The organism is Marvinbryantia formatexigens DSM 14469, assembly GCF_025148285.1.
Lineage (GTDB): Bacteria > Bacillota > Clostridia > Lachnospirales > Lachnospiraceae > Marvinbryantia > Marvinbryantia formatexigens.
Genome location: NZ_CP102268.1, coordinates 2,534,795 through 2,560,951, shown reverse-complemented (window position 1 = coordinate 2,560,951; position 26,157 = coordinate 2,534,795). Strand labels below are relative to the sequence as shown.

Genomic DNA, 26,157 nt, shown 5'->3' with positions numbered 1-26,157 from the left:
ACGCCCTGCCGCTAATGGATTAAAGTGCTGCTATGAAGCGTTCCCTGCCCGATTTCCAGCACTTCATCCGCCTCGTCTGCCAGTTGCCTGCTGTGCGTCACCACAATAACGCATCTGCCCGATTCATGGGCGGTCTTTTTCAGCAGCCGGATAATGCCGCCGGCTGTCTCTTCGTCCAGATTCCCGGTCGGCTCGTCCGCAAGCAGCACCTTCGCATCGCTTGCCAGAGCGCGGGCAATCGCTACCCGCTGCTGCTGACCGCCGGAAAGCTGCAGCACATTCCTTTTCCAGTCCCCGCAAAGGATGCCGACCGTCTGCAAAAGCTCTCCTGCGTCCCTGGTGCCGCCCAGCTTCACATTTTCTTCGGCAGTAAGATAATCAATCAGATTATAGTTCTGGAATACCAGAGAGACATGATGCCTGCGATGGTAATTCAGCCCTTTTTTGCGGATATCCTCCCCTTCATAAAGAATCCTTCCCTCCGCCGGGTTATCCAGCCCCGCAAGCAGGGAAAGAAACGTCGTTTTCCCGGAGCCGCTTGGACCGGTAACCGCATAGAACACCGCCTCTTCAAAAGCGGCGGACACATTTTCCAGAACCATTTTGTCACGCCTTGATTTATAAAAATACCGGATATTTTCCGCTTCCAGAATCATAGTTAGTCCTCCTTTAAAATATCTGCCGGCTTTCTGCGCAGAATCAGTACACCGGCGGCGCCTGTCGATAAAAGAATCAGAGCGCCCACGCAGAGACCATCCGCCAGCAGCATCGCCGGCGTGAGCTCTGTTTCCACATCCGTTACCGTCAGCTCCGGCGCCTGGTACTCCGTGGCGGTTCCGCCCGCATCCAGCTCCGCCTGCAGTTCGTCCTGCTGCGCCTGCCAGTCTGTCAGATAGCCCGCGGCGGCGTCCGATACCGCCGGAGCCGCCAGAAAGGAAAGTGCCAGCGCCAGCGCGCCGCCCAGGAAAGCCTCCGTTGAAATCTGCAGAAGAATCTTCCCTCTGGCAATTCCAAGCGACAGCAGTATCCCAATTTCATGCGTCCTGCTCCTGAGCCAGAAAATAAAAATGAAAAACAGAATCATAAAACCGGCTCCGGCAACCACCAGCAGCAGCGTATTATTGATTTTTTCCAAATCATGAAAGTTCGCCGCCATCGTTTCCAGACTGCCGTTATTGTCAATCAAATCGTATCTCTGCCAGTCGATATCCGCCGCCGCGATTGCTTCCCGCACCGCATCGTATTCGTTGACATCCGCCACCTTAAAATACGCCTTCTCATACAGCGGATCGTCCTGCTCCACCTTTTCCGGAAAATGCAGGTCCGTGAAAATCACATTCTCGGAGCGGTACGTATCGCCGGACATATAAGGCTCCATCCGCTCTTTCACCTGATAAATGCCCACAATTACCGCCTCCTGCACCGGCTCCTTCTCCTTCACCGGGCAGAACCTCAGACTGTCGCCCACCTCCAGATGGTTTTTCTCTGCCAGCTCCTCCGATATTACGCAGACGTTACTGTCCTCTGCCGTTGTCATCCTTCCTTCTTTGATGGTGACGTTTCCGCCAAGAACATTGTCATCCATCGTCATATCCAGATTTCCGACCAGCGCCACTCCCTGCAGATCGCCGGTCTGGTCCGTACCTGCATCCTCAATCCGCTCAAAGCCGACCGGCAGGACCGCCGTGGGAACCGTCGTGATATTATAATCGGAAATTCCCTCCACAGCGGCGATTTTTTCAATATCTTCCATTTTCAGTGATTCAAAAGAATTATCCGTCCAGCTCTGCCATACCTCATTGCCGTTTACCGTAGTCTTCTGCTGATGGTAGCCATCGTATTCTCCCTGCCCGTCCGCGGACAGCTCCTCTATCTTCCGGCTGGCTTCCTCTATTCGCCTGCTGCGGTTCTCCGGATTCTCCTCCAGCAAAAACCCGGCGCCGATTGCCTGTCTTGTACTGTCCTTTACGGCGATATTTGCCGAGCGCCCCGCCATGCCGGATAAAAACAGCAGGCTGACCAGAAACACGACCAGCAAAAGCAGAATACTCCGGACCGGCTTTCTGAGGCAGGAGCGGATTGCTCTCTGAAATAAATTCATGGTATCATTCCTCCATTTCTGACAAAATGTCCTTCGGATTTGTCATGAGTACCGGCAGCACTGACAGCAGAACAGCCGCCAGCACCACCAGAATGCCGCTTCCCGCCAGAAGGGCGATATCGGCTGTCCGCACGGATATCTGCACGGATACCTCCGTCTTTGCAAAAGTCATCAGAAGCGCCTGCAGCTTCCCCGCCGCCAGATTTCCAGGGATACAGGCGGCGCACAGGGCAGCCGCAAATACAGCGGCCGATTCCAGAAATGCCTGCAGAAAAATAAACAGCTTCCGTTCGCCCATGCTCAGAAATACCGCCATTTCCTTCTTTCTTCCGCGCATCCACATGCAGAGCAGCAGGGAGACGACCGTGATGCCGGTCAGAAAAGCGAGTATCCTCATAAGCCCCACCATCCCGGTCATCTGCGTAAGCGGCGCTTTCATCTGCCGGTAAAGGGCGTCCGATGTGGTAATCTCCGCTTTTCCCTGCAGAATTTCCTCTATCTCCTCCGCCAGCGTATCCAGAAGCTCCGGCTGCCCGGTGCAGACGGTTACCTGGTAAAATCCGCCGCCGGTCAGATCCAGATACGTCGTGCTGTCGATATAAATGCGGTTCTCCAGCCGGTAAAGGGCGGGAGTGTCGTTTTCCTGCCGGCTTTCATTCCCGGCAAGGTACACTCCGGTCACTTCTACGGTCACGACATTCCCATCCTCTGCTTCCAGCGAAATCATATCGCCAACCGAAAGACCGTTTGCATCCGCAAATCCGGCGTTCACCAAAACACCGCGGCGGGTTTGGGCATCAATCAGGCTGCCCTCCGTAAGCCGGAAGGACTGCTCCGCAAAAGGTCCTTCGCTTTCCAGGTCGTCATATGCGTACAGACTGACCCGCCGGTTCTCAGGCTCCCTGGAATCGCTGGCGGTGACCGGCGTAAGATCGGCCGCGTATGCCGCCTGCTGCCCCATCCGGTTGACGGATGTTACCGCTTCCAGGCTCCGGATGCTTTCCGCCTCCTGCTCCGTAACCGGATGCGCAGTATCCGAAGCCTCGCAGATAACTCTGGCTTTCGTTTTTTCCCGCATTGACACTTCCGTGGCTTCTGCGGCTTCCAGCAGCATCGTCGTGCCCAGAATCATGCCGCTGACAAAAAGAAATACCAGAAACAAAAGAGCCGTCTTCGCAGGGTTCCTTCTCAGATAAAGGAACCCTCTCCGATAAAAAGGCATCGCTTTCTCCCTCCCGTCACTGATAGCGGGTAATCAGCACCTTTACGGCATGAATTTCCCCGTTTTCCTGTGTATCTCCGTAGACGGCGACACCGGTGGATTTTTTCACGTCCGCCGCGCTGGCGTCCTTAAGCGTAATTTCCCCGGTGGTGGTGCTGATGCTGGCAATCTGAAAAAGGCAGTCCTCCCCATAAGAAACAGTGGTACTGTCCATCCCGCTCTCATAACCGGCTGCCGCCTGGATTGCCGTATCCTCTGTGCTCTGCTCCGGAACCACCTGGAAGCTCCCGTCCCGGAAATCAGATACGCTTCCAATCAGAACTGCAGACGCCTGCATTTCATCCAGATTCTGCGGATTCTGTTCTTCGCCGTCCGTCCCGGTTTCCTCCCGGTTCTGCACAGTCGTTCCGTTTCCTTCCTGGTTCTGTGCAGTCATTCCGCCCTCTGTCTTGGTTTCTTCCTGGCTCTGTGCAGTCATTCCGCCCTCTGTCTCGTTTTCCTCCTGGCTCTGCGCTGCTGTGTCACTCTTCCCGTTCTGTCCGGCGACAGAGCCCTGGCAGCCAGTCAGCGCAAGTGCGCAGAGCAGAATTGCTGTTACCGTTATTGTTCTCCTGTATTTCATCAGAAATCTCTCCTTTCTTTATCTGCCGGCTTTTGCACGCCCGGCGGCATCCCGGCACTCCCTTTTCGGGATGTTTGTTTTTACGCGCCTATCATAATGGAAAACTTCTCTAAAAATCCTCAGAAAAAAGAAAAAGGAAATCCCCTGGATTTTGATAACTTTTAGAGGATTTCTCTGGTATACTATAGGAGTTAAGTGACAAATGGCAGCCTTCTTCATGTTCAGCCACCCGCAACGAAAGGAATACAATGATATGATAAAAATATTACTTATAGAAGACGACCGGGAGCTGTGCCGCTCCATCCGGCGGGAGCTGGAAAAAAACGGCTATATGGTGGAATGCTGCAGCGACGGGGAGACGGCGATGTTCTATGCGCTGAATACCGATTATGGATATGATATCGCTATCGTGGACCGTATGCTGCCGGTCGTCGACGGTCTGACCATCATCCGGGCAATGCGCCGGAAAAATATCCAGATTCCTGTCATCATCATTACGGGAATGTCCGCTCTGGACGACCGGGTGGACGGTCTGGACGGTGGGGCGGACGACTATCTGGTAAAGCCCTTTCACATCCGCGAGCTGCTGGCGAGGGTGCGCGCGCTGACGCGGCGGCCGCATCAGATGCAGGATGCAGAGTTACTCACCTGCGGCGACCTCCGGTTCGATACCTCCACCCGGACGCTTCAATGCAGTCAGCGAAAGGTCGCGCTGACAGCAAAAGAAGCGGAGCTTCTCGGCACACTGATGAGGCAGCCGGAAGCTGTATTTTCACGGGAGCAGCTTGTTCTGAAGGTATGGGGAAGCGATTCTGATATTGAACCTGGAAATGTGGACAACTATATTTCTTTTCTTCGCAGACGCCTCCGGGAGCTTGGGAGCGCCTGCCAGATTAAAACAATTTACGGTACCGGCTACCGTTTGGAGGAATCACATGCTTAAACGACTGCAAAACCGCCTGCGTATTTTTCTGATTGTCGTTTTTATGGCAATCGTCACGCTGATTCTCTGCTTTTCCTTCCACAGCATCCGGCAGGCGCAGCAGACTGCCGATATCACTTATATCCAGCGCATAGCGTCTCTTATTATTTATCAACTGGAAGCAGATTCCTCAGAACCGGAAACGCTCCTCGCCGACTATGAAAGCGAAATGCACGTTTACAGCCTCCTGACGGACGAAGATGGCTCTGTCCTGTTCCGGAGCGCCCCGGTTACCCGCACAGGCCCTGATACGCTGTGGAAAACGGCAGAGAAAAGCATGTCCGCCCGGACGACTGACGGGATCCTTGGCAGTCCCGCCGTTACCGAACAGAGCGGGTATATGGAGATTTCCGGTGACAACGGCGACCATTATCTTGCCATCTGCGCCAGCATTCTCACAAAGTCCCAAAAGCTGCTCTCTCTGATTTTATTTTATGAGGAGCCCTCCGCCGGCAGCCTGCTGGCAGAACAGGCTCCGGCATACTGCGCCATCTGGCTGCTGGCATTTGCGGGCATTCTGATTGTCAGCCGTTTTCTGCTGCGCAGGGCATTCGCCCCCACAGAGCAGGTGCTTGAGGGGCAGAAGGACTTTATTGCCGCCGCCTCCCACGAATTAAAATCCCCCCTGGCAGTCATTATGGCAAACGCGGAAGCCATCCAGGATGCCGGTGAGACCTCCCCGCAGGTGCGGGAGAGCCTTGGCATCATCGACGCGGAATGCACCCGGATGTCCGGACTGATACGTGATATGCTGCTCCTTGCCGCCTCGGATGCCGACCAGTGGACCCTTCAGAAAACTCTGACGGATGTGGATACGCTGCTGATTACGCTGTTCGAAGCCTATGAGCCCGTATGTCTGAAAAAAAATATCCGTCTGAAGCTGGAGCTGGATGAAAAAAGCTACCCGCCTCTTTTTACGGACCAGGAACGTGTTTTCCAGATATTGAGCATCTTTCTGGATAACGCAGTCTATTACTCGCCGGAAAACAGCTCCATTGAAATAAAAACGAGGCAGACTGCCAGAGAACTGATTTTTCTTGTCGCAGATCATGGAAGCGGCATTGCTGAGGAGGATAAACCGTTTATTTTCGACCGTTTTTACTGCGCTGATAAATCCCGCACCGATAAATCGCACTTCGGTCTGGGACTGAGTATTGCAAAAGAGCTGTCCGGAATACTGTCCGGAAAAGTATGGTTTGAAGATACGCCCGGCGGCGGAGCGACATTCTTCCTGTCGCTGCCCTTAGGACAACCGCCCGCATAGATTAAATCATATTCAGCAACGCCTGGACCTGCTCAAAGGCATCCCTCTTTATAATAGCAATTTCTTCATCATCTGATAAATCAAGGAAATTTGCAACATCCTGGGGCCCCGCATGATTTTCGGATGCAAATTTCTCCTGCAGTTTTTGTTTCATATCACGAATAATCTGCAGCTTTGACACCTCTTCAAACTCTTTTGCCAGGGCCCTGACGCCTCCGTGATAATGCTTCATCAAAAAATAAATATCGTAAGCATCTTTTGCCTTTCCCCGCCCCAGTGCAGAAGCTTTCATAATCAAATAAGGTACGACAGCGATTACCTTCACATGCGCTACATCCATAGCGCCATCCGGTCTCCTTGCTTCCAGACGCACTTCCTGTGCCGCAAACTCAAACGCAAAGTTTCCGCCCGTCGCTTTCAAAGCTTTTATCCCCTGAATATGCTGGCTTCTTTTCTTTATCTGTGTTCCGCCATACATCCCTGCCAATATATCCACATCTACCGGATATATATTTCCATCAATTTCTACATCCTTCAAAAAAGAAAAATATTTGTCCGGATGTTCCCTGTATCCGTTCCGTTTTAAAATAAGCGCCATATTCTGGTATCCGGCGTCCTTAAGTGTCAGATGATTAATCAGCAAATCTACATCTATACTTCCGATATGTCCCTCGCCTGGGAACAGCAAATCCGGAACCCAGCCGCCAACCACACGGATATCATCCTGATACACATCAAACAAATTCGTCAATTCAACCAGAATCCGGTGTGCCGCTTCTTTTTGTCCCTCCGAATAGTCCAGAGAACTTTGCAGGTCTTCTTCTTTTATCACTTCAGTATCTCCTTTCGCATTACTGCTTCTGCCATCTCTTCTCCCCGTCCCTTTATCTGCATACAGTCTAAATATATCTGAACCGGAGAGACCACGCTGTATCCCTGTTTCTCTTCTGAATCCCTTATACAGGATTCCTTTTCTATTGGAAATATAACGAAATTCTGTCCGTTCTCCACTTCTTTACATTCCAGAAAATTCATTGCTTCTTTTATGTTTTCCGGTTCAAGATAAACATGCACCCGATTATACCTCACTACCGGTGCGTACCTTACCCCGCCAGAAAAACCAGTCAAATAGTAGTCCATTCCTGTATGTTCCTTCATTTTTCTCAGTTTTTTTTCCAGGTCAGCCACACCGTCAAGCGAGTAGCAGGAGACAGCAGGAATTTTCGTTTTCCCGTATACCTTACTCCATTCACGCAGGATATTTTCCGGCTGCTCCAGTTTCACCCCATCCCCTGTCATTTCCGCCCATGCATTCCGGCAAAGAAAGTCTTTTACTTTAGATACCTGACCAATGCTGCAGTTTACCTTTTCCGCCAGATGCTTCAGTTTCCACGGCCGGCTGACATCCAGAAACATCTCTCTGAGAATCGCGGAAGATACTTCGGATGACCGCTCAAAAACGGAGCTTTGTCCGCGTTTTTTCGGCTGCGGATTTTTATTTCCCTTTTCGCGCAAATAAACCGAATGCCTGCAGAACAGGCAATTTCCTGCATAATCAAAGAATCCGATTCCCGCTGTCTCACAGATTTCTGCTGTTTCGTCCGAAATATACGGCGCTATAATAATAAAGCTCTCATCCCGTTTCTTTTCCGGCAGGCTTTTTGTTTTTTCTTTTACCAACGCCGGATATGCGTCTTTCATAACACATACATACAGAATAAATCCATCCCCGTCATCAAGCTCTACCTCCGCAAAAAAGCCGTCTTTTCGTTTGCCTGTTATTTCATATTTCTGAACAACCGGCAATTTTAAAAACTTTTCCGCAACAATTTCCTGTTCTTTTACAAAAATATTTTTCACTGTTATCATCGCTTTCATCATTATAATGAAATTAATTATAACAGTGAAACCACATTATTGTCAAGTATCTGCAAACGGATTGTTCTGCAGGCCACTGCCTGCTGTACTGTTCCCTTTGCTCATGGTAACCTGCCTGCCGCGGTCAGTGCCGTTATGGCTTCCGCAGACAAAACAGAGCAGGGGCAGTTTTATTCTGCCCCTGCTCCCGATTACATTTTTTATCATTTTTGATACGCTCTTTTGAGAGCTTTTTTCTTAACCTTTTACCGCGCCCATCGTAATACCCTTTGTGAAGTATTTCTGGAAGATCAGGAATACCACGATAATCGGAACCGCCGCCAGCGCAGCGCCTGCCATGATCAGACCGAAGTCTGTGGAGTTCTCCGCCTGCATACGTGCGATACCAAGGGATATGGTGGCGTTTTCCGTACTCGACAGCATAATCAACTGCATGAAGTAGTCGTTCCAGGAATTGATGAACGTGAAAATCGCCAGCGCGCCGATACCCGGTTTAATCATCGGCAGCGCAATGTTCGTGAAGGTCTTCCACTCGCTCGCACCGTCGATGCGCGCCGCCTCCATCATTTCTCCCGGTATGCCCTCCGCAAACTGCTTAATCAGAAATACACCGAACGGCCATCCCACAATCGGAAAGATTACCGCCCAGATGGTATTATACAGATTCAGCGCCGACATTTCACGGAGCAGCGGAATCAGAATAACCTGTTTTGGCAGCGCCATCGCACAGACAATCAGCGAGAACAGCACCGTTCTGCCGATAAAGCGTTTTTTTGCCAGCGCATAGCCCGCCATCGCAGAGGTCGCGCAGGTAAGAATCATGGACATGACCGCCATAAATATTGTGTTCATCAGCCAGCGGATAGAAGCCGGAACGATCGGTCCCGCAAAGGTAATACCGGTAAACGGGATGCTCAGGGACCAGAGCGGCGCCGTCTGCTTGCTGAACAGCTTTCTATAATTATCCAGAACCCACTCATCAGGTATCCACTGCGGGGTCGTGGAGTTGATTGCCTTCGCCGTCTTAAAGGAGCCGGTAATAATCCAGTAAAGCGGGAACGCAAACGCAATCGCCAAAAGAATAATCACTGCTATCGATATAATCTTATAGCATTTGGTTCGTACTGACGTCGACTTATTCATTTTCCGGACCTCCTTCCTAATCTGACTGTGCCATCTTAAACTGGACAGCAGAAAGCACAGCAATAATCACTGCCAGCACAACGCCCATCGCGTTGCCATAGCCATAGCGGTACAGCTTGAACGCCGTGTGATAGATGTAATACATGATCGTATCCGTGCTGTGGTTCGGTCCGCCGCTCGTCAGAAGCTGTATCAGAGCAAAGCACTGGAAGCTGTTGATGGTCGTGATAACAAGGATGTAAAGCGTGGTCGGCATAATCTGCGGCCATTTAATTTTCCAGAAGCACTGCATCTTGTTTGCTCCGTCCACCTCTGCCGCTTCAACAAGAGAAACATCCACATTGTTCAGCGCGGACACATAGAGCACGATCGGCTGCCCTACGGAGGTCGTGAGCAGAATCAGAATAATACATCCAAGGGCAAATCTTTCATCACCGAGCCAGTTGATATTCTTATCAATCAGACCCAGTCCCTTGCCGACGTAGTTGAAAATACCGTAGTAATTGTTGTACATCCATTTCCATACCACTGCGACCGCCACGGAACCGGTAACGACCGGGAGATAAAATACGCATCTGAGCAGGGAACACAGGGGCCCCTTTAAATCGTAAATAATCGAGCTTACCCACAGTGAGAAAATGCAGGTTACGGGAACGGAAACTACTACAATAATGATGGTATTCCACAGTGCGCGCAGGAACACGCCGTCCTGGAACAGCTCTATATAATTCCCCAGACCCACAAAAATGTCCGCCCGGTTCATTGTGGAATCAAAGAAGCTGGTAATCACACACTGAATCATCGGATAAATAACAAATCCGACAAAAAATATCAGATTCGGCAGCATAAACGCATAGCCCGCAATCGTTTCTCTGCGCACCAGCGCTCTGCTCATGCTGTAGCCAGTGGCTTTCTTTGCTTTACCGGCCATGAAGCCTCCCCCTTTCTCTTTCTGAACGTTCGTTCATCACCACATATGAAAGTCCGATATCCGTAAACCCGCTGACGCAGGCATGGCTCATTCACGGCTGCCGTCCGGGCTTTCATAATAAAAAACACCCTTCCCGCGCGCAAAGCAGGAAGGGTGCACGAGTCCTAAATATTATTCAGCTATCATGCAGATAATCAATCCTCTGCAGCCTCCGGGAGGTTTACTGTCCCGCCGCTGCGTTTGCTGTTGTCTGGAAGTCTGCAACTGCGGTAGCAACGTCTGCGCCGGTACCGATCTGCTGCAGCATGTTCCACCATGCGGTGCGGGCCTCTGCCCATCCGCCAACTACCTGGTAGTAGTCGCCCATGTACGGGATAAAGGTTGCATATTCTGTCATCAGCTCATCGCCTTCGTAAATGTTTCCAAGATCCTTAACCGGCCAGTATGTGGAAGCCTTTACGCTGTCTGCCGCGATGGATTCGTCGTTTGCCATGAAGTCGATGAAGGTCTTAGCCGCTGCAATCTTCGCCTCGTCGCCGTTGTCGAAGATACCGAAGCCCCAGATACCGCCGCAAAGCTGCGGTTCGCCGCTCTCAGACGGGAATGCCATCGGCAGTACGTCGAAATCAATGATTTCCGCGTTGTTCTTTTCCTGTGCAACGTTCCAGCAGAATGCCATTGCCAGCGTGCCGTTGCAGAAAAGCTGGATTTCGTCGCCGCCTGCGATGGATGCGTCGAAGTTGATGCCGTCTGTATCTACCAGAAGCTGGAGCGCTTTGATATTCTCTTCGCTGTCGAGTGTGTAAGCGGTGTGGTCTTCATTTGTGAAGGTGCCGCCGTACAGGTTGTTTACCAGTGCACGTGTACCCTGGTCTCCGCCCTGTCCGCTGCAGTATACTGCGCCAACCGGGTCCTGTCCGCTCTCATAAACCGCTTTTACCGCATTGATAAAGCCTTCTGTCGTCCAGGTGCGTGTCTCTTCATCCAGATACTGAAGAGCATCCGCCGCCTCAAAAACGTCTCTGTTAATCGCCATTGTATGTGCTGTCATGCAGAGCGGGTACTCATAGAATACGCCGTCGTTGCTCTGGCATGCCGCCTCTACGGAATCGTAGATCGCTTCTTTTGCTTCGTCCGTCCAGAGATCCGCAAGGTCTACCATCAGCCCCTTTGCGCCCCAGTTTGCTACCAGACGCTCCGGTCCCTCAAAAACGATATCCGGCGCCTGTCCGCCTTCGATTGCGGTATTTACCTGGTCATCACCGTTCGTGTAGTCCAGATATTCTACCTTCACGCTGATTTCCGGGTGTGCCTCATTGAACTGTGCAATCAGACCATCCATAACTTCCGCATTGCCCCAGTCTCCAACCGGATAAGTCCACATTGTAATCTCTGTTGTTTCTCCTTCAGCAAATGCAGTTGCAGATAATGCCATCGTTCCAACAAGTGCAAGTGCTAAGATTCTACGGAATTTCATATTAACCGCCCTCCCTTTAATTATTAGAATGAACAGGTGTGTGCCTGTTCATTCTTTATAAATGTTGTACCTATATTCTACATTTCTTTGGGCAATTTGTCAACATATTTTTTCAAAATATTTTCATTTTTTCATTTTCTGAAAATATTTTACAAAATCGTGGAGATTTTCTCCGCCAGCGCCTGTGCAAGCTGTCTGTGTCCCTCTTCCGTCAGATGCATATAATCTATCTGGTTCGGTCCCACGGAAATCACCTGGTTTGCATCCAGATAATGACAGCCCATCAGCTCTGCGATCTGCTGATACTGCGCGGCGAGCCCCTCTGATTTTTCCGCGCAGCCTCTGCCCATCGTCAGCGCCACCTCTGTATCCGCGTATTCCCTGCCGATATTCTGCGGCGTCACCACCAGGATTTCCGGCTTTCCGCCGCGCCAGCAGTCCGTCGTGGCGATCGCTTTCGCGATCAGGCGCTTCAGTCCGAGCGCGATACATGCCGCCGAGGAACCGAAGCGCTCCTTGGTGTCATTCGTTCCCAGCATGATAATTAGCAGATCCACCGGCTCATGGCTCATCAGACAGGGATAGATATAATCCAGCCCATTCAGTCCCTCATGGATGGGGTCCGAAAAGCAGGTCGTGCGGCCGCTTAGGCCCTCCTCGATCACGAGGTAATCCCCGCCCAGCTTTTTCTGCAGAAGCTGCGTCCACCTCTGTGTTTCGTCAAATCTGCCGTTATCCTCCGCACGATAGCCATGCGTATTGGAATCACCAAAGCAAACAATATGTTTCATACTATCTTGCCTCCACCGCTTTGATAAAACGCTGCGCGATCTCAAGCGGTCTGGTAATCGCTCCGCCGACCACCACAGCGAACGCTCCGGCATCCAGCATCTGCACCGCCTGCTCCGGCGAATGCACTCTGCCCTCGCCGATAACCGGGATATCCAGCTCTGACGAAAGCTTTTTCACCAGCTCAAAATCCGGACCGTCAAGCTTCGGGGAATAGCTGGTGTAGCCGCTCATGGTAGTGCCGACAATGTCCATCCCCAGCTTCCACGCGCGGATTCCTTCTTCATATGTAGAAATATCCGCCATCAGAACCGCTTCCGGATATTTCGTGCGCACCTCTGTGATAAACTCGCTGATGGACTTTCCGTCCCCGCGCTTCTGGTCGGTGCAGTCCAGCGCAATAACGTCGGAGCCCGCTGCCACCAGGTCGTCCACTTCCTTCATGGTCGGCGTGATGTAGCTCTCAAAGCCGTCGTATTTTATCTTGACCAGTCCGATCACCGGCAGTCCGGTCTCCTCCTTAATCGCAACCACATCGCGGATACTGCTGGTGCGGATCGCCGGCGTGCCCGCCTGCTTTGCCGCTCTTGCCATCAGATACATGATGGATTTCTCCTCCACGTACAGCGGCTCGCCCGGCACCGCCTGGCAGGATACGATAACCTTCCCTTTTATTCTTTCAAAAAGTTCTTCTTTTTTCACGTGATATTCCTCCCTACTATCTTTTTATACAGCGTGCCTGCACAGCCGCCCTTTTTACGCGGCTGCAGCAGTCCGGTCCGTCCGGGCTGTTACGGCCCGCCTATCTCTTCTCATGCAGCACCGATGCGCCAAGCAGCCCCGCGCGGTTTCCCAGCTCCGCTTTTTTTATCTGCACGCCGCGAAAGCTTGGCATGATATTTTCGTACAGCCTTTCCCTGATTTTTTCCGGAACACAGGGCTGCTCCATCACGCCGCCGCCCAGAATCACCCCGGCGGGATTCAGCATATGGATGATGGTAATCAGACCGTACACGATTTCTTCTATCCACGCGTCAATCACCTCCGCCACCGCCGGCTCCTCTTTTCTGGCAAAGATGGCGCGCCCGTCCGTAAGGGAAGCATCCAGCGCCCCTGCGCGCTCTACGAGCGCCGTCGCGGAAGCGTATTTCTCATAGCAGCCGCTGAAAAAGCCCTGTCTGAGGTCGCGCTTTTCCGGGTGTGTGACCACCGCCCCGAATTCGCCCGCGGAATAACTGCTGCCGCCGTAGAGCTTTCCGTCAAGAAACAGCGCGCCGCCGACGCCCGTCCCGTAGGTGAGGCAGACAAAGTCCCGCAGCCCTTTTCCTGCGCCGAACACCGCCTCTCCGAGTGCCGCCGCGTTTACATCATTCTCCACGTCGACCGGTATCCCAAACGCTTCCTCCATCCTGTCCTTCAGACGCATTCCGGTGTAGCCGGGAATATTTTCGTTCGCCCAGATAATGCTTCCCTGCACCGGGTCCACCTGTCCCGCCGTGCTGATGCCGATTCTGGAAAACTCGTGCTCCCGCCGGTAGCTTTCAATAATTTCCTGTGCGCGCTCTGCAACGTGCATTCCTCCAAGCTTTGCCTCTGTGGCAAATTCCCGGAGATCACTTAAAGCTCCATTCTCGCAGATGCCGGCTTTGATTGCCGTTCCGCCAATGTCCAGTACACAGATTTTCATATTTTCTCTCCCATACCGCGTATGGCGCGGCCTGCAGTCCGGGAGGCGGCAGCCCCTCCGCCCCCGCTATGTATCATCCGGCATCAGCAAAATCTGCCGATTGCCTCGTCAATCATTTTTGCGCATTTCTCTACGCGCGGCATATCCTCCGCAATCAGGGACGGAAGCGGCTTTCTCACGCCGCCAAGGTCCAACCCCTCGCGTATTTTCATAATCTGCTTCATCACAGCGTACAGATTACCGTGGCATGCGCACATCTCATAAATAATCGCATCCGCCGCATTCTGTACGTTCTGCGCTTCTTTGATGTTTCCGGCATCCACAAGCTCTTTAATCTTCAGATACAGCTCCGGCATCACCGCGTAGGTACCGCCGATTCCGCCGTCCGCCCCGATGGCAAGACCGGAAACAAGCTGTTCGTCTGGACCGTTAAATACAACAAAGCCCTCGCCGCCTTCCATCTTAAACATCTGGATATCCTGCGTCGGCATGGAACTGTTCTTTACGGCAACCACCCGCGGATTTTTTCTCATTTCCCGGAAAAGAGGCATCGTCAGCGCAACGCCCGCAAGCTGCGGGATATTGTAAATCACGAAATCTGTATCCGGTGCCGCTGCGGAAATATCATTCCAGTACTGCGCGATGGCGTGCTCCGGCAGATGGAAATAAATCGGCGGAATCGCCGCGATCGCATCCACTCCGAGGCTCTGCGCGTGACGCGCCAGCTCCTGGCTCTCAGCAGTATTATTGCAGGCAACATGCGCTATAACGGTCAGCTTTCCCTCCGCCGCTTTCATTACATGCTCCAGCGTCAGCTTTCTGTCCGCAACCGTCTGGTAAATACATTCGCCCGAAGAGCCGCCCACATAAACGCCCTTCACACCTTTTTTCACCAGGTGACGTGTCAGCGCTTCCACCCGTGCTCCGTCTACCTCCCCGTTCTCATCATAGCACGCATAAAATGCCGGAATGATGCCCTGGTACTTCTCCACATTACTCATATTATCCCTTCCTCTCCTTTTTTTGTGAACAAATTGTTCCTGTTACCCGTATTATACCCCAAAAGAAAATTATTTTCAATAAAATTGTCTTTGAAATTTCATTTCATCATCCATCCGTTGTAAAAAATATCCAAAAAATCCCGGTATCCTCTCTTGCGGACAAAAAAAATTTACAATATAATAATATATAAATCATGGGACAGGGGTCCGGACCCACAAGAGCCTGCCCATAAACAGCTGCCGGACCTTTGGACCTGCCAACGCCAGGGTCAAACGGGCACAAAATACAATAAGAGGAGGCTTGCCATGTCTGCTAATATACTGGATCTGATTACCGAGCAGTACCCCACCCTTACCCGTTCCGGCAAAAAGCTTGCCGATTACATTTTTGCCAACACAACGGAAACACAGTATCTTTCGATTTCTGCCCTTGCAGAGAACAGCGGCGTTTCTGAAGCCACCATCACGCGCTTCTGCCGCAAGCTCGGTCTGTCCGGCTACAACGATTTCAAACTTGCCATTGCAAAATCTGACCATGTGACAGATATGGGGGAACCGTCCGGTTCGCCCTCCACCATCACCTCCCAGGACAGTCTGCCGGATATTTTCCAGAAGCTGCTGTCCGCAAATATTCTGTCTCTCACGGAAACCTTTGATTTGCTGGACGAGAAAGAAATTTCCCGCGCAGTCGATCTGCTCTACGGCGCGCATCACGTTTACTGCCTCGGCAACGGAAGCAGCTCTGTGATGGCGATGGAGGCGTGGGCGCGGTTCAGCACTGCTTCCACACGCTTTATCCACATTGCAGATTCCCATATGCAGATGCTGTCCATCGCACTCGCCACTCCGCAGGATGTTATCCTGTTTTTCTCCTACTCCGGCGCCACCCGCGACATGGAGGACATTATGAACATCGCACACAAGCGGAAAATCCCCGTGATTCTTGTCACGCATTTTCCAAAATCGCAGGCGGCCGCCTTTGCGGATGTAACCCTTCTGTGCGGCTACAACGAAAGCCCCCTGCAATCCGGCTCCATTGCCGCAAGAATGGGGCAGATGCTCATTATCGACTGCCTTTTCCACGGCTTCTGTCTGAAAAGCCCCGGCTATTACGCCGCCGCAAAGGCAACCGCCGCGGAAGCGATTGCAAAAAAACTTCTTTAAAACGGTACGCCGCCATCTGCCCCGGCTTCCCGCATACCACGGAAGCCCTGCCAGATGACGGCGTACCCTGTTTTATAATCACAAACTGTTTTCTGACCTCTATCCTTTCACACCGCCGCTTGTGAGACCGCCTACCAGATGCTTCTCAATACAGATAAAGAGAATGACAACCGGTATGGTGGCAAAGAGAGACGACGCAAACAGATACTGCCACTCAATCATATTATAGCCGTTAAATACGGTAATGCCGACCGTCAGCGGCTTTAAGAGGTCGCTGGAAATCAGCGTCAGCGCAACCGTGTACTCATTCCATGCATTGATAAATACAAAAATAAGAGCCGTCACGATGCCGGGAGCCGCTACCGGAAGCAGCACGCGCGTCATCGCCTGCACCTGGTTGCAGCCGTCAATCGTCGCCGCCTGCTCCATTTCCGCGGAAATAGACATGAAGGTGCCCCGCAGAAGCCAGATGGCAAACGCCTGGTTAAACGCGGCGTTGATAAAAATCAGCCCCAGCAGACTGTCCGTCATATGAAGCACGCTCATGACCTTATAAATACCAACCAGCAGCACGACCGGTGCAAACATCTGGGAAACGATTACCAGTCCGAGGAAAAATTTCTTTCCTTTAAACTTCATGCGCGAAAGCGCATACGCTGCCGGAATCCCACAGATAATCGCAATCGCCGTCGCTCCTGCAGATATCACAATGGAGTTTACAAAGTAGCGAGCCAGCGGAGCAATGCTCCAGATTTCCACAAAATTCTCCCACTGCCACTCAATCGGAAGCAGCGTGCCCTGCATGGAATAAATTTCCGCACGGGATTTCAGCGCCGTGGTAAACATCACAAAATATGGATACAGTACCACCAGTACCAGAACGATTACGGAAAGGTAAAGCAGTATGCGCAGCACCCTGTCTTTTGGAGTTTTCGCTTTTTTTATGTACATTTTTTCTTTACGCATCCTGCTCCTCCTTTCTCAGAGACAGAATCATGTAAACGGAAGCGCAGACGCAGAGAATCAGAAATCCGATTACAGAAATAGCCGCTGCTTCGCCGGTTCTTCCTTTATAAAACGCCTGTTTATACAAATAGGTAACAAGGGTGTCGGTACGGTTCGCCGGGTCTCCCTTGGTAATCGTCCAGATAATCGGGAAGGAATTAAACACGTAAATAATATTCAGCACCGTGCTGACTGTGAGGGAGGACTGCACCAGCGGAAGCGTGATGCCGAAAAGCTTCTGCCAGAAGCCGGCGCCGTCCACCGTTGCCGATTCATAATAGGACGCGTCGATGCTCTGCAGACCCGAAAGCACACAGAAGGTAACAAACGGTACCGTTACGAAAATGCCAACCCAGCACTCCCAGGCGAAATACGCGCCCGGCGTCGGCGTCCAGTTTACATTGCTGCTGATAAGCCCCAGCTTCATAAACAGGGTATTTAAAGTACCATAATCCCCGTTGATAATAAATTTCCAGACGCCCGCCTGGATAATCAGCGATGTCGCCCACGGAAAAACCACAATCGCGCGGGCAATCTTTCTGCCGTGGAATTCATTGTTCAACACCAGCGCCAGCGCAAAACCAATGACCGTAGACAGCCCTACCACCACGACTGTCCAGATTAATGTGTTCTTCAGCACCAGCCCGAAGGTAGAACCTGTGACCACTTTTTTAAAGTTGTCAAGTCCTGCAAAGCCCTTGATGATACCGGCTTTGCTCACTTCACTCAAGGATGTGCGGAATACCTCAAAAATCGGGAACAGAATAAAAACTGTCATTAACAAAATACTGGGAAGGAGCCAGAGATACGGTCCCGCCGTTTTTAATATCTTTCTTTTTTTCATGTTTCACCACCAATTCAAAGCATATCTGTGCAAAGAGCCGGGCCTTTATACAGCCCGGCTCCCGGTTTGCGCAGTTCCTTTGTGATTTTCTGACTTAACCTGCAATATCTGCCTGCAGTTCATCAAGCAGCGTTCTTACATCCTCGCCAAGGAGCGCTCTCTGCTCAACATCGATAACGCCCTGTTTCACATCCGCCCATTCCGTCTTTGCTGTCGGATAGAATTTGCTGGAACCTACGATATCAACCCATGCCGCCATGCTCTCGTCAGCAGCTGCAACTGCCTCGCCGCCTGCAATCGTTGCCGGAAGGAAGCCTTCCATCAGAACCCAGTCTGAATAACGGTCATCATCATAGAAATAATCGAAGAATGTGGTGATTGCTGCAAGCTCTTCCTCGGAATATCCGTTGTCGAAGCACATAAAGCGGTCCATAACGCCTGCGGATACGGATTCACCGGTGTTGGTCGGGATAGAAGCAACGCCATAGTTTACTTCATGTCCGCCGTCTGCGATGTAGGTCGGAAGGCTGTTCGGTGCGATAACCATTGCAATCTGACCTGCTCCGAACATATCCTGCAGATCATAACGGGTATTGTTCGCCGGGTCTGTATTGGTGTAGCCTGCGTTCACAAGACCGATTGCATATTCAATCGCCTCTACGTTCGCATCGCTGTTCAGCGCCCAGTCGCCGTTCTCGTCAACGAAGCCGCCGCCATTGTTCCAGGTGTAATATGCAAATGCCGCCTGTCCTTCGTCCGTTGTCATATCAATGCCCCACGGATAAATGCTGTCGTCGTATGCCTTGATTGCCTCGCAGGCTTTCGTCAGCTCATCCCAGGTGGTCGGAACCTCTACGCCCGCCGCTTCCAGAATATCTGCATTGTAATACATTGCACGCGCAGAAGCGAGGTCAGGGATTGCCCACACCACATCGTCCACTACCGACTGCTCAAGGAAGGACGGATACATCTTTGCATACGTCTCTTCAGATACATAATCCTGCGCCGGAAGAAGCAGACCGTCCGCCTGGTAATCCGCAAATACGTCGATGTTCAGAATATCCGGTGCATTATTGCCCTGGATGCGGGTATTTACCACGGTATAAATATCGTTCCAGGAAACCACTTCCACGGTAAGCTTGATGCCCGCGTTGTCATTGTTAAATTCTTCTACAAAGTTCGCCCACCACTCTGCTGTGTTCTGACCGTACTCTGCCGCTATCACACTGATTTCCACGTCCTCTGCCGAGCAGACCGCCGGAACAGCCGCCACTACGGATGCAACTGCCGCCATTGCCAAAAATTTTTTGTTCATAGGTAATATCCTCCTTTTGATGTGAAATTAGGTGTCCAAAGCTCACGCTGCTGCGACACACATCTTGTAGTCAAATTATATAATATCATCCAGAAAAAATCAATCTTTTTATTAAATTTGATAAATTATTTTTTAAAAGCTCTAAAAAATTTGTATACTTATTCCGATTATTTATTTGAATTTCTTTGTCTTATACGTTATAATAGCTGACAGAGCATTACTTTCCGATGCCATGCAGGCCGCAGATCGCCTGCTCAGGCAGGCTGTTCACCGGACTGTAACGAAACACAATTTGATTTATCAGGAGGAAACATCATGAATCAGAAAACCGTACCGCAGGAAGTGCTGAATACCTTTTTTCCCGGCACCAGTCTGGCAGATGTCCGTTCCTATGGAGACGGGCACATTAACGATACTTTTCTTGTAGAAGCTTCCGGCTCCTCCGGGAGCGGCAAATTCATCCTGCAGCGCATAAACAGCGAGATTTTCCAGCATCCCGAAGAGCTGATGGAGAACATCCAGGGCGTCACCGGCTGGTTGCGTAAAAAAATTACAGAGGAGGGCGGCGACCCGGCGCGGGAGACTCTGAATCTGCGTCTTACCGCAGACGGAAAGCCGATTTTTAAGGACGCTTCCGGCGGTTACTGGCGCGTATACGATTTTATAGAAAATACCTCCTGCTTCAGCCAGTCTGAATCGGCGGAGGATTTCTACCAGAGCGCGCTCTCCTTCGGACATTTCCAGCGCCTGCTGGCAGATTATCCCGCCCATACGCTCCACGAAACGATTCCGCATTTTCACGATACGCCGGTGCGGTTCGCCACCTTTGAGAAGGCTGTCGCGGCGGACAGTGCCGGACGGGCAGACAGCGTCCGGGAGGAAATCGCCTTTGTGACAGCGCGCAGAGAATATGTCCACACCCTGGTGGATAAGCAGGCATCCGGCATACTGCCTCTTCGCGTTACGCACAACGACACCAAACTGAATAATATCTTAATTGATAATGAAACCGGAAAGGGTATCTGCGTTATCGACCTGGATACCGTAATGCCGGGACTTTCTGTCAATGATTTCGGGGATTCCATCCGCTTCGGCGCCAGCACGGGCGCCGAGGATGAGCCGGACCTCACAAAGGTATCCTGCAGTCTGGAGCTTTTTGAAGCGTACACAAAGGGCTTCCTTGAAGGCTGCGGCGGCGCGCTCACGCCCGCCGAGCTGGACAGTCTGATTGACGGCGCCATCATGATGACGCTCGAATGCGGTATCCGCTTCCTCACAGACCATCTGGAGGGCGACCATTACTTCAAAATCCACCGGGAAAATCACAATCTGGACCGCGCGCGCACGCAGTTTAAGCTGGTAAGCGATATGGAAGCGAAGCGAAGCGATATGGAAGCGATTGTAAAAAAGCTTGCCGCAGAACTGTGCTGATACAGCGAAGCGATTCTGAATGGATTTTTCAGGTAACAGAGCCATATAGCCAGATTATTACCTACAGGACCTGCCACCGGCATACACGGCGACTGCGAATGCCCGTGCCTGGCACAGCATGACGCATAAATAAGGGGACGAAAGATCGTAAGATAACCTTTCGTCCCCTGTATTATTTCACAAATTAACCGTCAGGCACTGCCGTCCGCTTAAAGTCCTGCCTGCTCAAGAAGCGCCGGTACCTTGGACTCCCAGCCAAGCGCCATGATATGTACGCCCTGGCAGTACGGCTTACATTCTTTGATAATGCGTGCGGCAATCTCCACACCGGTGATGCCCGCCTTTGTCTTTTCCTTGTCCGCCTTCAGCTCCTCAATCATCTCATCCGGAACATGGACACCGGCAACATTGTTGTTCATGAACTTCGCCATTCCGGCGGATTTCGGGATAATGATACCCACCTGCACCGGTTTGCCGAACTGTTTTGCCTTCTCCATGAATTTGATGAACTTCTCCGGCTCGAATACTGCCTGTGTCTGGAAGTAGTCTGCGCCTGCTGCCACCTTGCGCTCCATCTTTGCAAGCTGTGCGTCCACAGAATCGCTGCACGGAGAAACAACTGCGCCCTTTGCAAACTTCGGCGGCTCGCCAATCAGCGGATTTCCGCCAAGGTCCTCGCCGGATTCCAGCTTCGTCACAGTATGAAGAAGGGAGACAGAATCCAGGTCAAATACCGGTTTTGCCTGCGGATGGTCGCCCATCTTTGTATGGTCGCCGGTCAGACAGAGCACATTATCAATGCCGAACATCGCTGCGCTGAGAAGGTCAGACTGCAGTGCAATACGGTTTCTGTCACGGCAGGTGAGCTGGAAGATCGGATTCAGCCCCTCATCCTTCAGCGCCTTACATACCGCCAGGGAACCAAGACGCATAACGGAGGACTGGTTATCCGTCACATTGACAGCCGTAATGCCGCTCAGATATGTCTTCGCCTCTTCCAGAATATTTTCAATATGAAATCCTTTTGGCGGTCCTACTTCCGCAGAAACTACAAATTCACCACGTTCAAATAATTCCGTAATTTTCATTGTACATTACTCCTACTCATTAAAAAATTTCGTTTCTTATCTCTTAGAAACTTCGTCGTCAGTTGCGAAATTGCGTATCTGCGTCGGACATTTCAGCACATCCAGCCGACCAATCTGCGCCAGACGCCGGTAGATGCGTTCCCATCCGCACTCCATGTCGCCGTCCACTTCGCACATACCATTTTTCGATCCTCCGCACTGTCCGTTCACAAGGCTCTTGAAACATGCCGTAATCGGGCAGATGCCGCCGGTCAGATTCAGATAACACTCGCCGCACTGTTTGCAGTCGTACTCCAGCGGTGTCACACCCTGGAATCCGGGCAGCGGATATGTATCGCACGCGGCGCAAACCTTTTTATCCTCAAAGTATTCTGCAACCGTCTGCACGCCAACGCCGCAGGAGAGCACCAGTATCATGTCCGCCTCCGCGATCTCGTCTTTGTGTTTTTCCAGACGCAGCTTCATATTATCCGGATTACAGATATAATCCGTTGTAATCGCTCCCGTCAGCTTTCCTTCTGCTTCCAGCTCCTTCTGAAGCTCCAGAGCTTCCTTTTCCGGGAAATGCACTTCCTTGCATCCGTGGCAGTGAATGATAAAAACCTTCCCATCTACCAGTGATGCGATTGTCTCTTTGGATTTTAACTGGGTAATTAACATATTACTTCATCCCCCTTACCGCACTTTTTCCGGCTTTTATCTTGCTCACCAACGGGATTCTGGAGGAACAGATATATTCGCAACTTCTGCACTCCACACAGTCCATGACATTCATATCTTTCATTCCCTGCCAGTTCTGCTCATCCGCATATTTTGAGAAATACAGCGGGGAGAGCTCCATCGGACATACGTCCACGCAGCGTCCGCACTTGATACACGGCTGCTCCACAGAGTAATCGGTATCAATCGCAATAATGCCATTGGAACCTTTCATAATCGGTACGTTTGTATCCTTCAGTACAAAGCCCATCATCGGACCGCCCGCCTTGATGGTGATATCATCGCCCACCAGACCGCCGCAGTAGTCTATCAGATCCTTTGTATTGGTACCGATCTTTACAATATAGTTGCCCGGCTTCTTCACTCTCTCACCGGTCACTGTCACAACGCGCTCAATCAGCGGCATACCCTTCTGAATGGCGTCGGAAATCGCTTTTGTGGTGCTGATATTGCTGACAACGCAGCCTACATCTGCAGGCAGCCCTCCGCGCGGCACCTGTCTGCCCATCACGCGCTTGATCAGCATTTTTTCAGCGCCCTGCGGGTATTTTGTTTTTGCTACGACTACTTCAATATTATCGCAGTCCGCCGTCTTTGCCTGCATCAGCTCGATAGCGTCCGGCTTGTTGTCCTCAATAACGATCAGACCTTTTTCCGCATTGACGGTTTTGATGATTGCTTTCAGGCCATAGATAACATCATCTGCAAACTCCAGGAGTACCCGGTGGTCCGCCGTCAGATACGGCTCGCACTCGCAGCCGTTCAGCAGGATCGTGTCGATCGGTTTCGGCGGTTTCAGTTTTACAGATGTCGGGAATCCGGCTCCGCCCATGCCGACGATTCCAGCCTCGCGGACAATCTCAACGATTTCGTCCGGGGTAAGCTCATCAAGAGATTTATGCGGCTTTACGGATTCGTCCAGCGTATTTTTTCCGTCTGAACGGATCACAACGGAAAGACATTCGCCTCTTGTCGCATGTCCGTGCGGCTCGATCGCAACGACCGTTCCGCTCACGCTGGAGTGGATCGGGCTGCTGATGAAGGCTGCCGCTTCGCCGATCTTCTGTCCGACCTTCACGGTGTCGCCCACCTGCACAACCGGGTTTGCCGGAGCACCGGCATGCATGGACAGCGGAATAACCACTTCTTCCGGCTCCGGGAATCTTTCAAGCGGAAGATGCTCTGTATATTCCTTGCGCTCCGAGGGATGAACGCCGCCGTAATAGCCCGCAAGACGGCTCTCGCGGACAGATTTCACATAATCATTGATGACCTTAAAGTTCACCTTTGAATAATCACGTATCTGCACCGGCTGGTTCAGAAACTCTTCCAGACGTCCCTGCTTCTCCAGTCTTCTGTAGATTTTCTCCCATGCGCAGTCCTTATTGCAGTCTACCTCACATTTTCCGTCCTTCGCGCCTCCGCACTGTCCGTTTACAAGGCTCTTGGAACAGTCAACAATCGGACAGATACCGCCGGTGATGTTCAGATAACACTGCGCGCACGCATCACAGCTCTTCTTTGTCAGCGCCATGCCGTGATGCCCCGTATAATTCAGTGAATTGCTGGCCGCATATACGGGCTTTCCTGCCATATCCGCAACCGTCTGGATGCCAAGACCGCAGGAAATCACAAGAACATTTTCCGTTCCTTCCGGAATCATGCCCTGCATCTTTTTCTCTGTCTGGATTTTGTTACATAAAAAATCAACCCTGGCGCTGCCTGTGATTGTTTTGCCCTGTTCGGCTACAAGCTTTACAAGCTCGTCACAATCCGGCTCGTCAACGGTTTCAAACTCTTTGAAGCACTTGTTACAGGCAACAATAAACAGGTTGTCCTTCCCGGCCAGCAGGGACACCAGTTCTTCGTTGCTTTTTAACTTATACTTGGTATAGTTTTCCAATCGCTCACCTTCCTTATCTAATTGATTCCCTCGTGAATACGAGTTTAAGTATAACACATATTGGCTATATTATCTAGCTTAAACATCTATTTTTTTAATAATGATGTTGGGTCAAAAGCCCTAAATATGATGCCTACGGATTGTTACGTGCTTCGCACTCCCACAATCCTACCCGCTATTCGCATATCGTGGGATATACATCCCACTTTTATGCTCATATCGGGGCGGGTCCCAAGGTCTTACGCCCACTATAGAGCTGGCTCATGTGGGCTTAGACCTTTTGACCCTGGCATCTTAATAATACGTTTATATATTTTTCGCTGTACGGAAGGAAAAAGCCTGCGACTGGTCCGACCAGGAACGCGCAGATAATAGTTCCAATTCCAAAAGAGCCGCCCAGGATAAATCCAATTGCCACAAATGCCACATCAACCGCAATACGCACAATGCTGAAGCTACGGTGGATCTTATCGCTGATAACGACCGCTACAAGGTCATTTGGTCCGGTTCCGGCATCGGACTTTATCACGATCGTCATCCCAAAAGCAAGAATCGCACAGGCAATAATTCCCGCCAGTATGTCCGCCCACACCGGATGACTGATTGCAAAAACAGGCGAAAACAGCATCGTAAAAAAGTCTATAATCGGTCCTCCGCATATCATGCACAAAATAGTGCCAATCTTTATGTATGTCCTGTCCACTGCCAGAAGTATGAAAATAATCAAAAGAGAAATCGCAATGTGCGTTCTTCCATGTGTCAGAAACGCACTGTCCGTCAAAGACTGCAGGCTGCGAAAAGCTCCCTGTACAAACACATTAAACGGATCCGCTCCCAGATCTGCAAGAAGATATATGGTAACACCAAAGTGAGCAATTACCAGACCCACAAGCATAATAAGGCAACGATATAGCAAATTCTTATAATCTCTTTTCATAACGTGTGCTCCCTCATTTTTCCATTATTTTCCGTATTCTTCCTCTGATCCTCCAGATTCTTTTTCCGTCTCTGCTCTGTCATCGTTCAGACCCGCCGCCCTGCTGCGCTGCCGCCTTTCCATACGCCATTGCGTCAGAAGCTTTCGCAGCATTTCCTTCAACCGCTTCTGCTCGTCTGGTGTCAGGGAGGAAAAGATTTCCTCTTTATCCGGTTTTTCACCATTTCCGCTCTCAGCCCCGGCGACCGCTTTTCCCTCTTCCGTGAGCGTAAGAATCATTCTGCGCCGGTCATTTTCGTCTTTTTCTTTCACAAGAAAGCCCTTTTCCTCCAGCTTTGCAAGAATCTCACTCATGGACCCCGGCTCTATCCCAAGCCGCTCCTGCAGCGCCCGCTGGCTCATCTTTGGATTTTCCAGCAGAATCCTCAGGATGCGGTTCTGTCCTCTCTGTCTTCCGCTCTTGCGCTCTGCAATATAGCCGGCTCTGATTAACAGCTCCTGCAGGGAAGCATCTTCGATATGAAACCCTTCTATGCGTCCATGAAAGCCGCCTTTTCTGTGATGCTCCCCACACATCAGATCATCTTTCCTGTCATAATCTCTCATCCGGAATCCCTCTTTTCTTTTAGCATCATAAGCTGTATAAATAAGCC

At 51.2% G+C, this 26,157-nt stretch carries 25 protein-coding genes; 4 read left to right on the top strand and 21 right to left on the bottom strand.

Annotation, left to right across the window (positions count from 1 at the left end; genetic code table 11):
• Positions 1 to 11 precede the first annotated feature (11 nt).
• The 4 genes from NQ534_RS12080 to NQ534_RS12065 are packed head-to-tail and all read right to left on the bottom strand — an operon-like array spanning position 12 to position 3,945.
• Entirely contained in the window at positions 12 to 656 is a 645-nt protein-coding gene (locus tag NQ534_RS12080) for an ABC transporter ATP-binding protein (protein WP_006860011.1), read from the bottom strand.
• Positions 657 to 658: 2 nt separating this feature from the next.
• A complete protein-coding gene (locus NQ534_RS12075; RefSeq protein WP_006860010.1) occupies positions 659 to 2,101 on the bottom strand; it encodes an ABC transporter permease in 1,443 nt (480 codons plus the stop codon).
• A 4-nt stretch (positions 2,102 to 2,105) separates the two neighbouring features.
• Positions 2,106 to 3,323 (bottom strand): ABC transporter permease, encoded by a 1,218-nt coding sequence (locus tag NQ534_RS12070; protein WP_006860009.1) that lies wholly within the window; start codon positions 3,321 to 3,323, stop codon positions 2,106 to 2,108.
• Between the two features lie 16 nt (positions 3,324 to 3,339).
• Positions 3,340 to 3,945: a hypothetical protein gene (locus NQ534_RS12065; protein ID WP_006860008.1), complete on the bottom strand. Its 606-nt coding sequence runs from the start codon at positions 3,943 to 3,945 to the stop codon at positions 3,340 to 3,342.
• A 253-nt stretch (positions 3,946 to 4,198) separates the two neighbouring features.
• Between NQ534_RS12065 and NQ534_RS12060 the strand changes: the two genes are divergently transcribed.
• The gene (locus NQ534_RS12060) at positions 4,199 to 4,888 is read left to right on the top strand and encodes a response regulator transcription factor (RefSeq protein ID WP_040781398.1); all 690 of its coding nucleotides are present in this window, start codon (positions 4,199 to 4,201) and stop codon (positions 4,886 to 4,888) included.
• Positions 4,881 to 6,191, top strand: coding sequence for a sensor histidine kinase (locus NQ534_RS12055; RefSeq protein ID WP_006860005.1), 1,311 nt, complete (start codon positions 4,881 to 4,883; stop codon positions 6,189 to 6,191). The genes NQ534_RS12060 and NQ534_RS12055 overlap by 8 nt, the downstream gene beginning before the upstream one ends.
• A 1-nt stretch (position 6,192) precedes the next feature.
• Here NQ534_RS12055 and NQ534_RS12050 read toward each other — a convergent pair whose 3' ends face one another.
• The 9 genes from NQ534_RS12050 to NQ534_RS12010 form a co-directional block, all read right to left on the bottom strand.
• Positions 6,193 to 7,023 (bottom strand): hypothetical protein, encoded by an 831-nt coding sequence (locus tag NQ534_RS12050; RefSeq protein ID WP_006860004.1) that lies wholly within the window; start codon positions 7,021 to 7,023, stop codon positions 6,193 to 6,195.
• A complete protein-coding gene (locus tag NQ534_RS12045; RefSeq protein ID WP_040781285.1) occupies positions 7,020 to 8,060 on the bottom strand; it encodes a type IV toxin-antitoxin system AbiEi family antitoxin in 1,041 nt (346 codons plus the stop codon). Before NQ534_RS12045 ends, NQ534_RS12050 begins: the two co-directional genes overlap by 4 nt.
• Positions 8,061 to 8,306: 246 nt before the next feature.
• A complete protein-coding gene (locus NQ534_RS12040; protein WP_006860001.1) occupies positions 8,307 to 9,212 on the bottom strand; it encodes a carbohydrate ABC transporter permease in 906 nt (301 codons plus the stop codon).
• A gap of 16 nt (positions 9,213 to 9,228) precedes the next feature.
• Positions 9,229 to 10,143, bottom strand: coding sequence for a carbohydrate ABC transporter permease (locus NQ534_RS12035; protein WP_006860000.1), 915 nt, complete (start codon positions 10,141 to 10,143; stop codon positions 9,229 to 9,231).
• Positions 10,144 to 10,363: 220 nt separating this feature from the next.
• Complete coding sequence (locus NQ534_RS12030; RefSeq protein WP_006859999.1) at positions 10,364 to 11,620, bottom strand: ABC transporter substrate-binding protein; 1,257 nt, start codon at positions 11,618 to 11,620, stop codon at positions 10,364 to 10,366.
• Between the two features lie 149 nt (positions 11,621 to 11,769).
• A complete protein-coding gene (locus NQ534_RS12025; RefSeq protein ID WP_006859998.1) occupies positions 11,770 to 12,411 on the bottom strand; it encodes an SGNH/GDSL hydrolase family protein in 642 nt (213 codons plus the stop codon).
• A 1-nt stretch (position 12,412) separates the two neighbouring features.
• Positions 12,413 to 13,111, bottom strand: coding sequence for an N-acetylmannosamine-6-phosphate 2-epimerase (locus tag NQ534_RS12020; RefSeq protein ID WP_006859997.1), 699 nt, complete (start codon positions 13,109 to 13,111; stop codon positions 12,413 to 12,415).
• Between the two features lie 100 nt (positions 13,112 to 13,211).
• Positions 13,212 to 14,096: an ROK family protein gene (locus NQ534_RS12015; protein ID WP_006859996.1), complete on the bottom strand. Its 885-nt coding sequence runs from the start codon at positions 14,094 to 14,096 to the stop codon at positions 13,212 to 13,214.
• Between the two features lie 83 nt (positions 14,097 to 14,179).
• On the bottom strand, positions 14,180 to 15,097 hold the full coding sequence (locus tag NQ534_RS12010) for a dihydrodipicolinate synthase family protein (protein WP_006859995.1): 918 nt from the start codon (positions 15,095 to 15,097) through the stop codon (positions 14,180 to 14,182).
• A gap of 306 nt (positions 15,098 to 15,403) precedes the next feature.
• On the opposite strand from NQ534_RS12010, the gene NQ534_RS12005 reads away from it, so the two are divergent.
• Positions 15,404 to 16,261, top strand: a complete 858-nt coding sequence (locus NQ534_RS12005; RefSeq protein ID WP_040781284.1) for a MurR/RpiR family transcriptional regulator — start codon at positions 15,404 to 15,406, stop codon at positions 16,259 to 16,261.
• A gap of 99 nt (positions 16,262 to 16,360) precedes the next feature.
• Here the strand turns inward: NQ534_RS12005 and NQ534_RS12000 are convergent, their stop codons facing one another.
• From NQ534_RS12000 to NQ534_RS11990, 3 genes are all read right to left on the bottom strand, one after another.
• Complete coding sequence (locus tag NQ534_RS12000; protein WP_006859993.1) at positions 16,361 to 17,227, bottom strand: carbohydrate ABC transporter permease; 867 nt, start codon at positions 17,225 to 17,227, stop codon at positions 16,361 to 16,363.
• Positions 17,220 to 18,110 carry a carbohydrate ABC transporter permease gene (locus tag NQ534_RS11995; RefSeq protein WP_006859992.1) on the bottom strand — a complete coding sequence of 297 codons (891 nt, stop codon included), beginning with the start codon at positions 18,108 to 18,110 and terminating at the stop codon, positions 17,220 to 17,222. The genes NQ534_RS12000 and NQ534_RS11995 overlap by 8 nt, the downstream gene beginning before the upstream one ends.
• A 94-nt stretch (positions 18,111 to 18,204) precedes the next feature.
• The gene (locus NQ534_RS11990; protein ID WP_006859991.1) at positions 18,205 to 19,425 is read right to left on the bottom strand and encodes an ABC transporter substrate-binding protein; all 1,221 of its coding nucleotides are present in this window, start codon (positions 19,423 to 19,425) and stop codon (positions 18,205 to 18,207) included.
• A gap of 315 nt (positions 19,426 to 19,740) precedes the next feature.
• Here NQ534_RS11990 and NQ534_RS11985 point away from each other — a divergent pair, with 315 nt between their 5' ends.
• Positions 19,741 to 20,856, top strand: coding sequence for a phosphotransferase enzyme family protein (locus tag NQ534_RS11985; RefSeq protein WP_006859989.1), 1,116 nt, complete (start codon positions 19,741 to 19,743; stop codon positions 20,854 to 20,856).
• Between the two features lie 209 nt (positions 20,857 to 21,065).
• Here the strand turns inward: NQ534_RS11985 and NQ534_RS11980 are convergent, their stop codons facing one another.
• From NQ534_RS11980 to NQ534_RS11960, 5 genes are all read right to left on the bottom strand, one after another.
• Positions 21,066 to 21,944, bottom strand: coding sequence for a methylenetetrahydrofolate reductase (locus NQ534_RS11980; protein ID WP_006859987.1), 879 nt, complete (start codon positions 21,942 to 21,944; stop codon positions 21,066 to 21,068).
• Positions 21,945 to 21,980: 36 nt separating this feature from the next.
• Positions 21,981 to 22,604, bottom strand: coding sequence for a methylenetetrahydrofolate reductase C-terminal domain-containing protein (locus NQ534_RS11975; protein WP_006859986.1), 624 nt, complete (start codon positions 22,602 to 22,604; stop codon positions 21,981 to 21,983).
• Between the two features lies 1 nt (position 22,605).
• Positions 22,606 to 24,567, bottom strand: coding sequence for an electron transport complex subunit RsxC (gene rsxC / locus NQ534_RS11970; protein WP_074679991.1), 1,962 nt, complete (start codon positions 24,565 to 24,567; stop codon positions 22,606 to 22,608).
• 271 nt (positions 24,568 to 24,838) lie between these two features.
• Positions 24,839 to 25,504, bottom strand: a complete 666-nt coding sequence (locus NQ534_RS11965) for a YczE/YyaS/YitT family protein (protein ID WP_006859984.1) — start codon at positions 25,502 to 25,504, stop codon at positions 24,839 to 24,841.
• A 24-nt stretch (positions 25,505 to 25,528) separates the two neighbouring features.
• Positions 25,529 to 26,110: a MarR family winged helix-turn-helix transcriptional regulator gene (locus NQ534_RS11960; protein ID WP_006859983.1), complete on the bottom strand. Its 582-nt coding sequence runs from the start codon at positions 26,108 to 26,110 to the stop codon at positions 25,529 to 25,531.
• Positions 26,111 to 26,157 lie beyond the last annotated feature (47 nt).

Bases quoted from the DNA above. Each gene is read 5' to 3' on its own strand.
- NQ534_RS12080 (WP_006860011.1), bottom strand. From the start codon at position 656: ATGATTCTGGAAGCGGAAAATATCCGGTATTTTTATAAATCAAGGCGT.
- NQ534_RS12075 (WP_006860010.1), bottom strand. From the start codon at position 2,101: ATGAATTTATTTCAGAGAGCAATCCGCTCCTGCCTCAGAAAGCCGGTC.
- NQ534_RS12070 (WP_006860009.1), bottom strand. From the start codon at position 3,323: ATGCCTTTTTATCGGAGAGGGTTCCTTTATCTGAGAAGGAACCCTGCG.
- NQ534_RS12065 (WP_006860008.1), bottom strand. From the start codon at position 3,945: ATGAAATACAGGAGAACAATAACGGTAACAGCAATTCTGCTCTGCGCA.
- NQ534_RS12060 (WP_040781398.1), top strand. From the start codon at position 4,199: ATGATAAAAATATTACTTATAGAAGACGACCGGGAGCTGTGCCGCTCC.
- NQ534_RS12055 (WP_006860005.1), top strand. From the start codon at position 4,881: ATGCTTAAACGACTGCAAAACCGCCTGCGTATTTTTCTGATTGTCGTT.
- NQ534_RS12045 (WP_040781285.1), bottom strand. From the start codon at position 8,060: ATGATAACAGTGAAAAATATTTTTGTAAAAGAACAGGAAATTGTTGCG.
- NQ534_RS12040 (WP_006860001.1), bottom strand. From the start codon at position 9,212: ATGAATAAGTCGACGTCAGTACGAACCAAATGCTATAAGATTATATCG.
- NQ534_RS12035 (WP_006860000.1), bottom strand. From the start codon at position 10,143: ATGGCCGGTAAAGCAAAGAAAGCCACTGGCTACAGCATGAGCAGAGCG.
- NQ534_RS12030 (WP_006859999.1), bottom strand. From the start codon at position 11,620: ATGAAATTCCGTAGAATCTTAGCACTTGCACTTGTTGGAACGATGGCA.
- NQ534_RS12025 (WP_006859998.1), bottom strand. From the start codon at position 12,411: ATGAAACATATTGTTTGCTTTGGTGATTCCAATACGCATGGCTATCGT.
- NQ534_RS12015 (WP_006859996.1), bottom strand. From the start codon at position 14,096: ATGAAAATCTGTGTACTGGACATTGGCGGAACGGCAATCAAAGCCGGC.
- NQ534_RS12010 (WP_006859995.1), bottom strand. From the start codon at position 15,097: ATGAGTAATGTGGAGAAGTACCAGGGCATCATTCCGGCATTTTATGCG.
- NQ534_RS12005 (WP_040781284.1), top strand. From the start codon at position 15,404: ATGTCTGCTAATATACTGGATCTGATTACCGAGCAGTACCCCACCCTT.
- NQ534_RS12000 (WP_006859993.1), bottom strand. From the start codon at position 17,227: ATGCGTAAAGAAAAAATGTACATAAAAAAAGCGAAAACTCCAAAAGAC.
- NQ534_RS11995 (WP_006859992.1), bottom strand. From the start codon at position 18,110: ATGAAAAAAAGAAAGATATTAAAAACGGCGGGACCGTATCTCTGGCTC.
- NQ534_RS11990 (WP_006859991.1), bottom strand. From the start codon at position 19,425: ATGAACAAAAAATTTTTGGCAATGGCGGCAGTTGCATCCGTAGTGGCG.
- NQ534_RS11985 (WP_006859989.1), top strand. From the start codon at position 19,741: ATGAATCAGAAAACCGTACCGCAGGAAGTGCTGAATACCTTTTTTCCC.
- NQ534_RS11980 (WP_006859987.1), bottom strand. From the start codon at position 21,944: ATGAAAATTACGGAATTATTTGAACGTGGTGAATTTGTAGTTTCTGCG.
- NQ534_RS11975 (WP_006859986.1), bottom strand. From the start codon at position 22,604: ATGTTAATTACCCAGTTAAAATCCAAAGAGACAATCGCATCACTGGTA.
- NQ534_RS11965 (WP_006859984.1), bottom strand. From the start codon at position 25,504: ATGAAAAGAGATTATAAGAATTTGCTATATCGTTGCCTTATTATGCTT.
- NQ534_RS11960 (WP_006859983.1), bottom strand. From the start codon at position 26,110: ATGAGAGATTATGACAGGAAAGATGATCTGATGTGTGGGGAGCATCAC.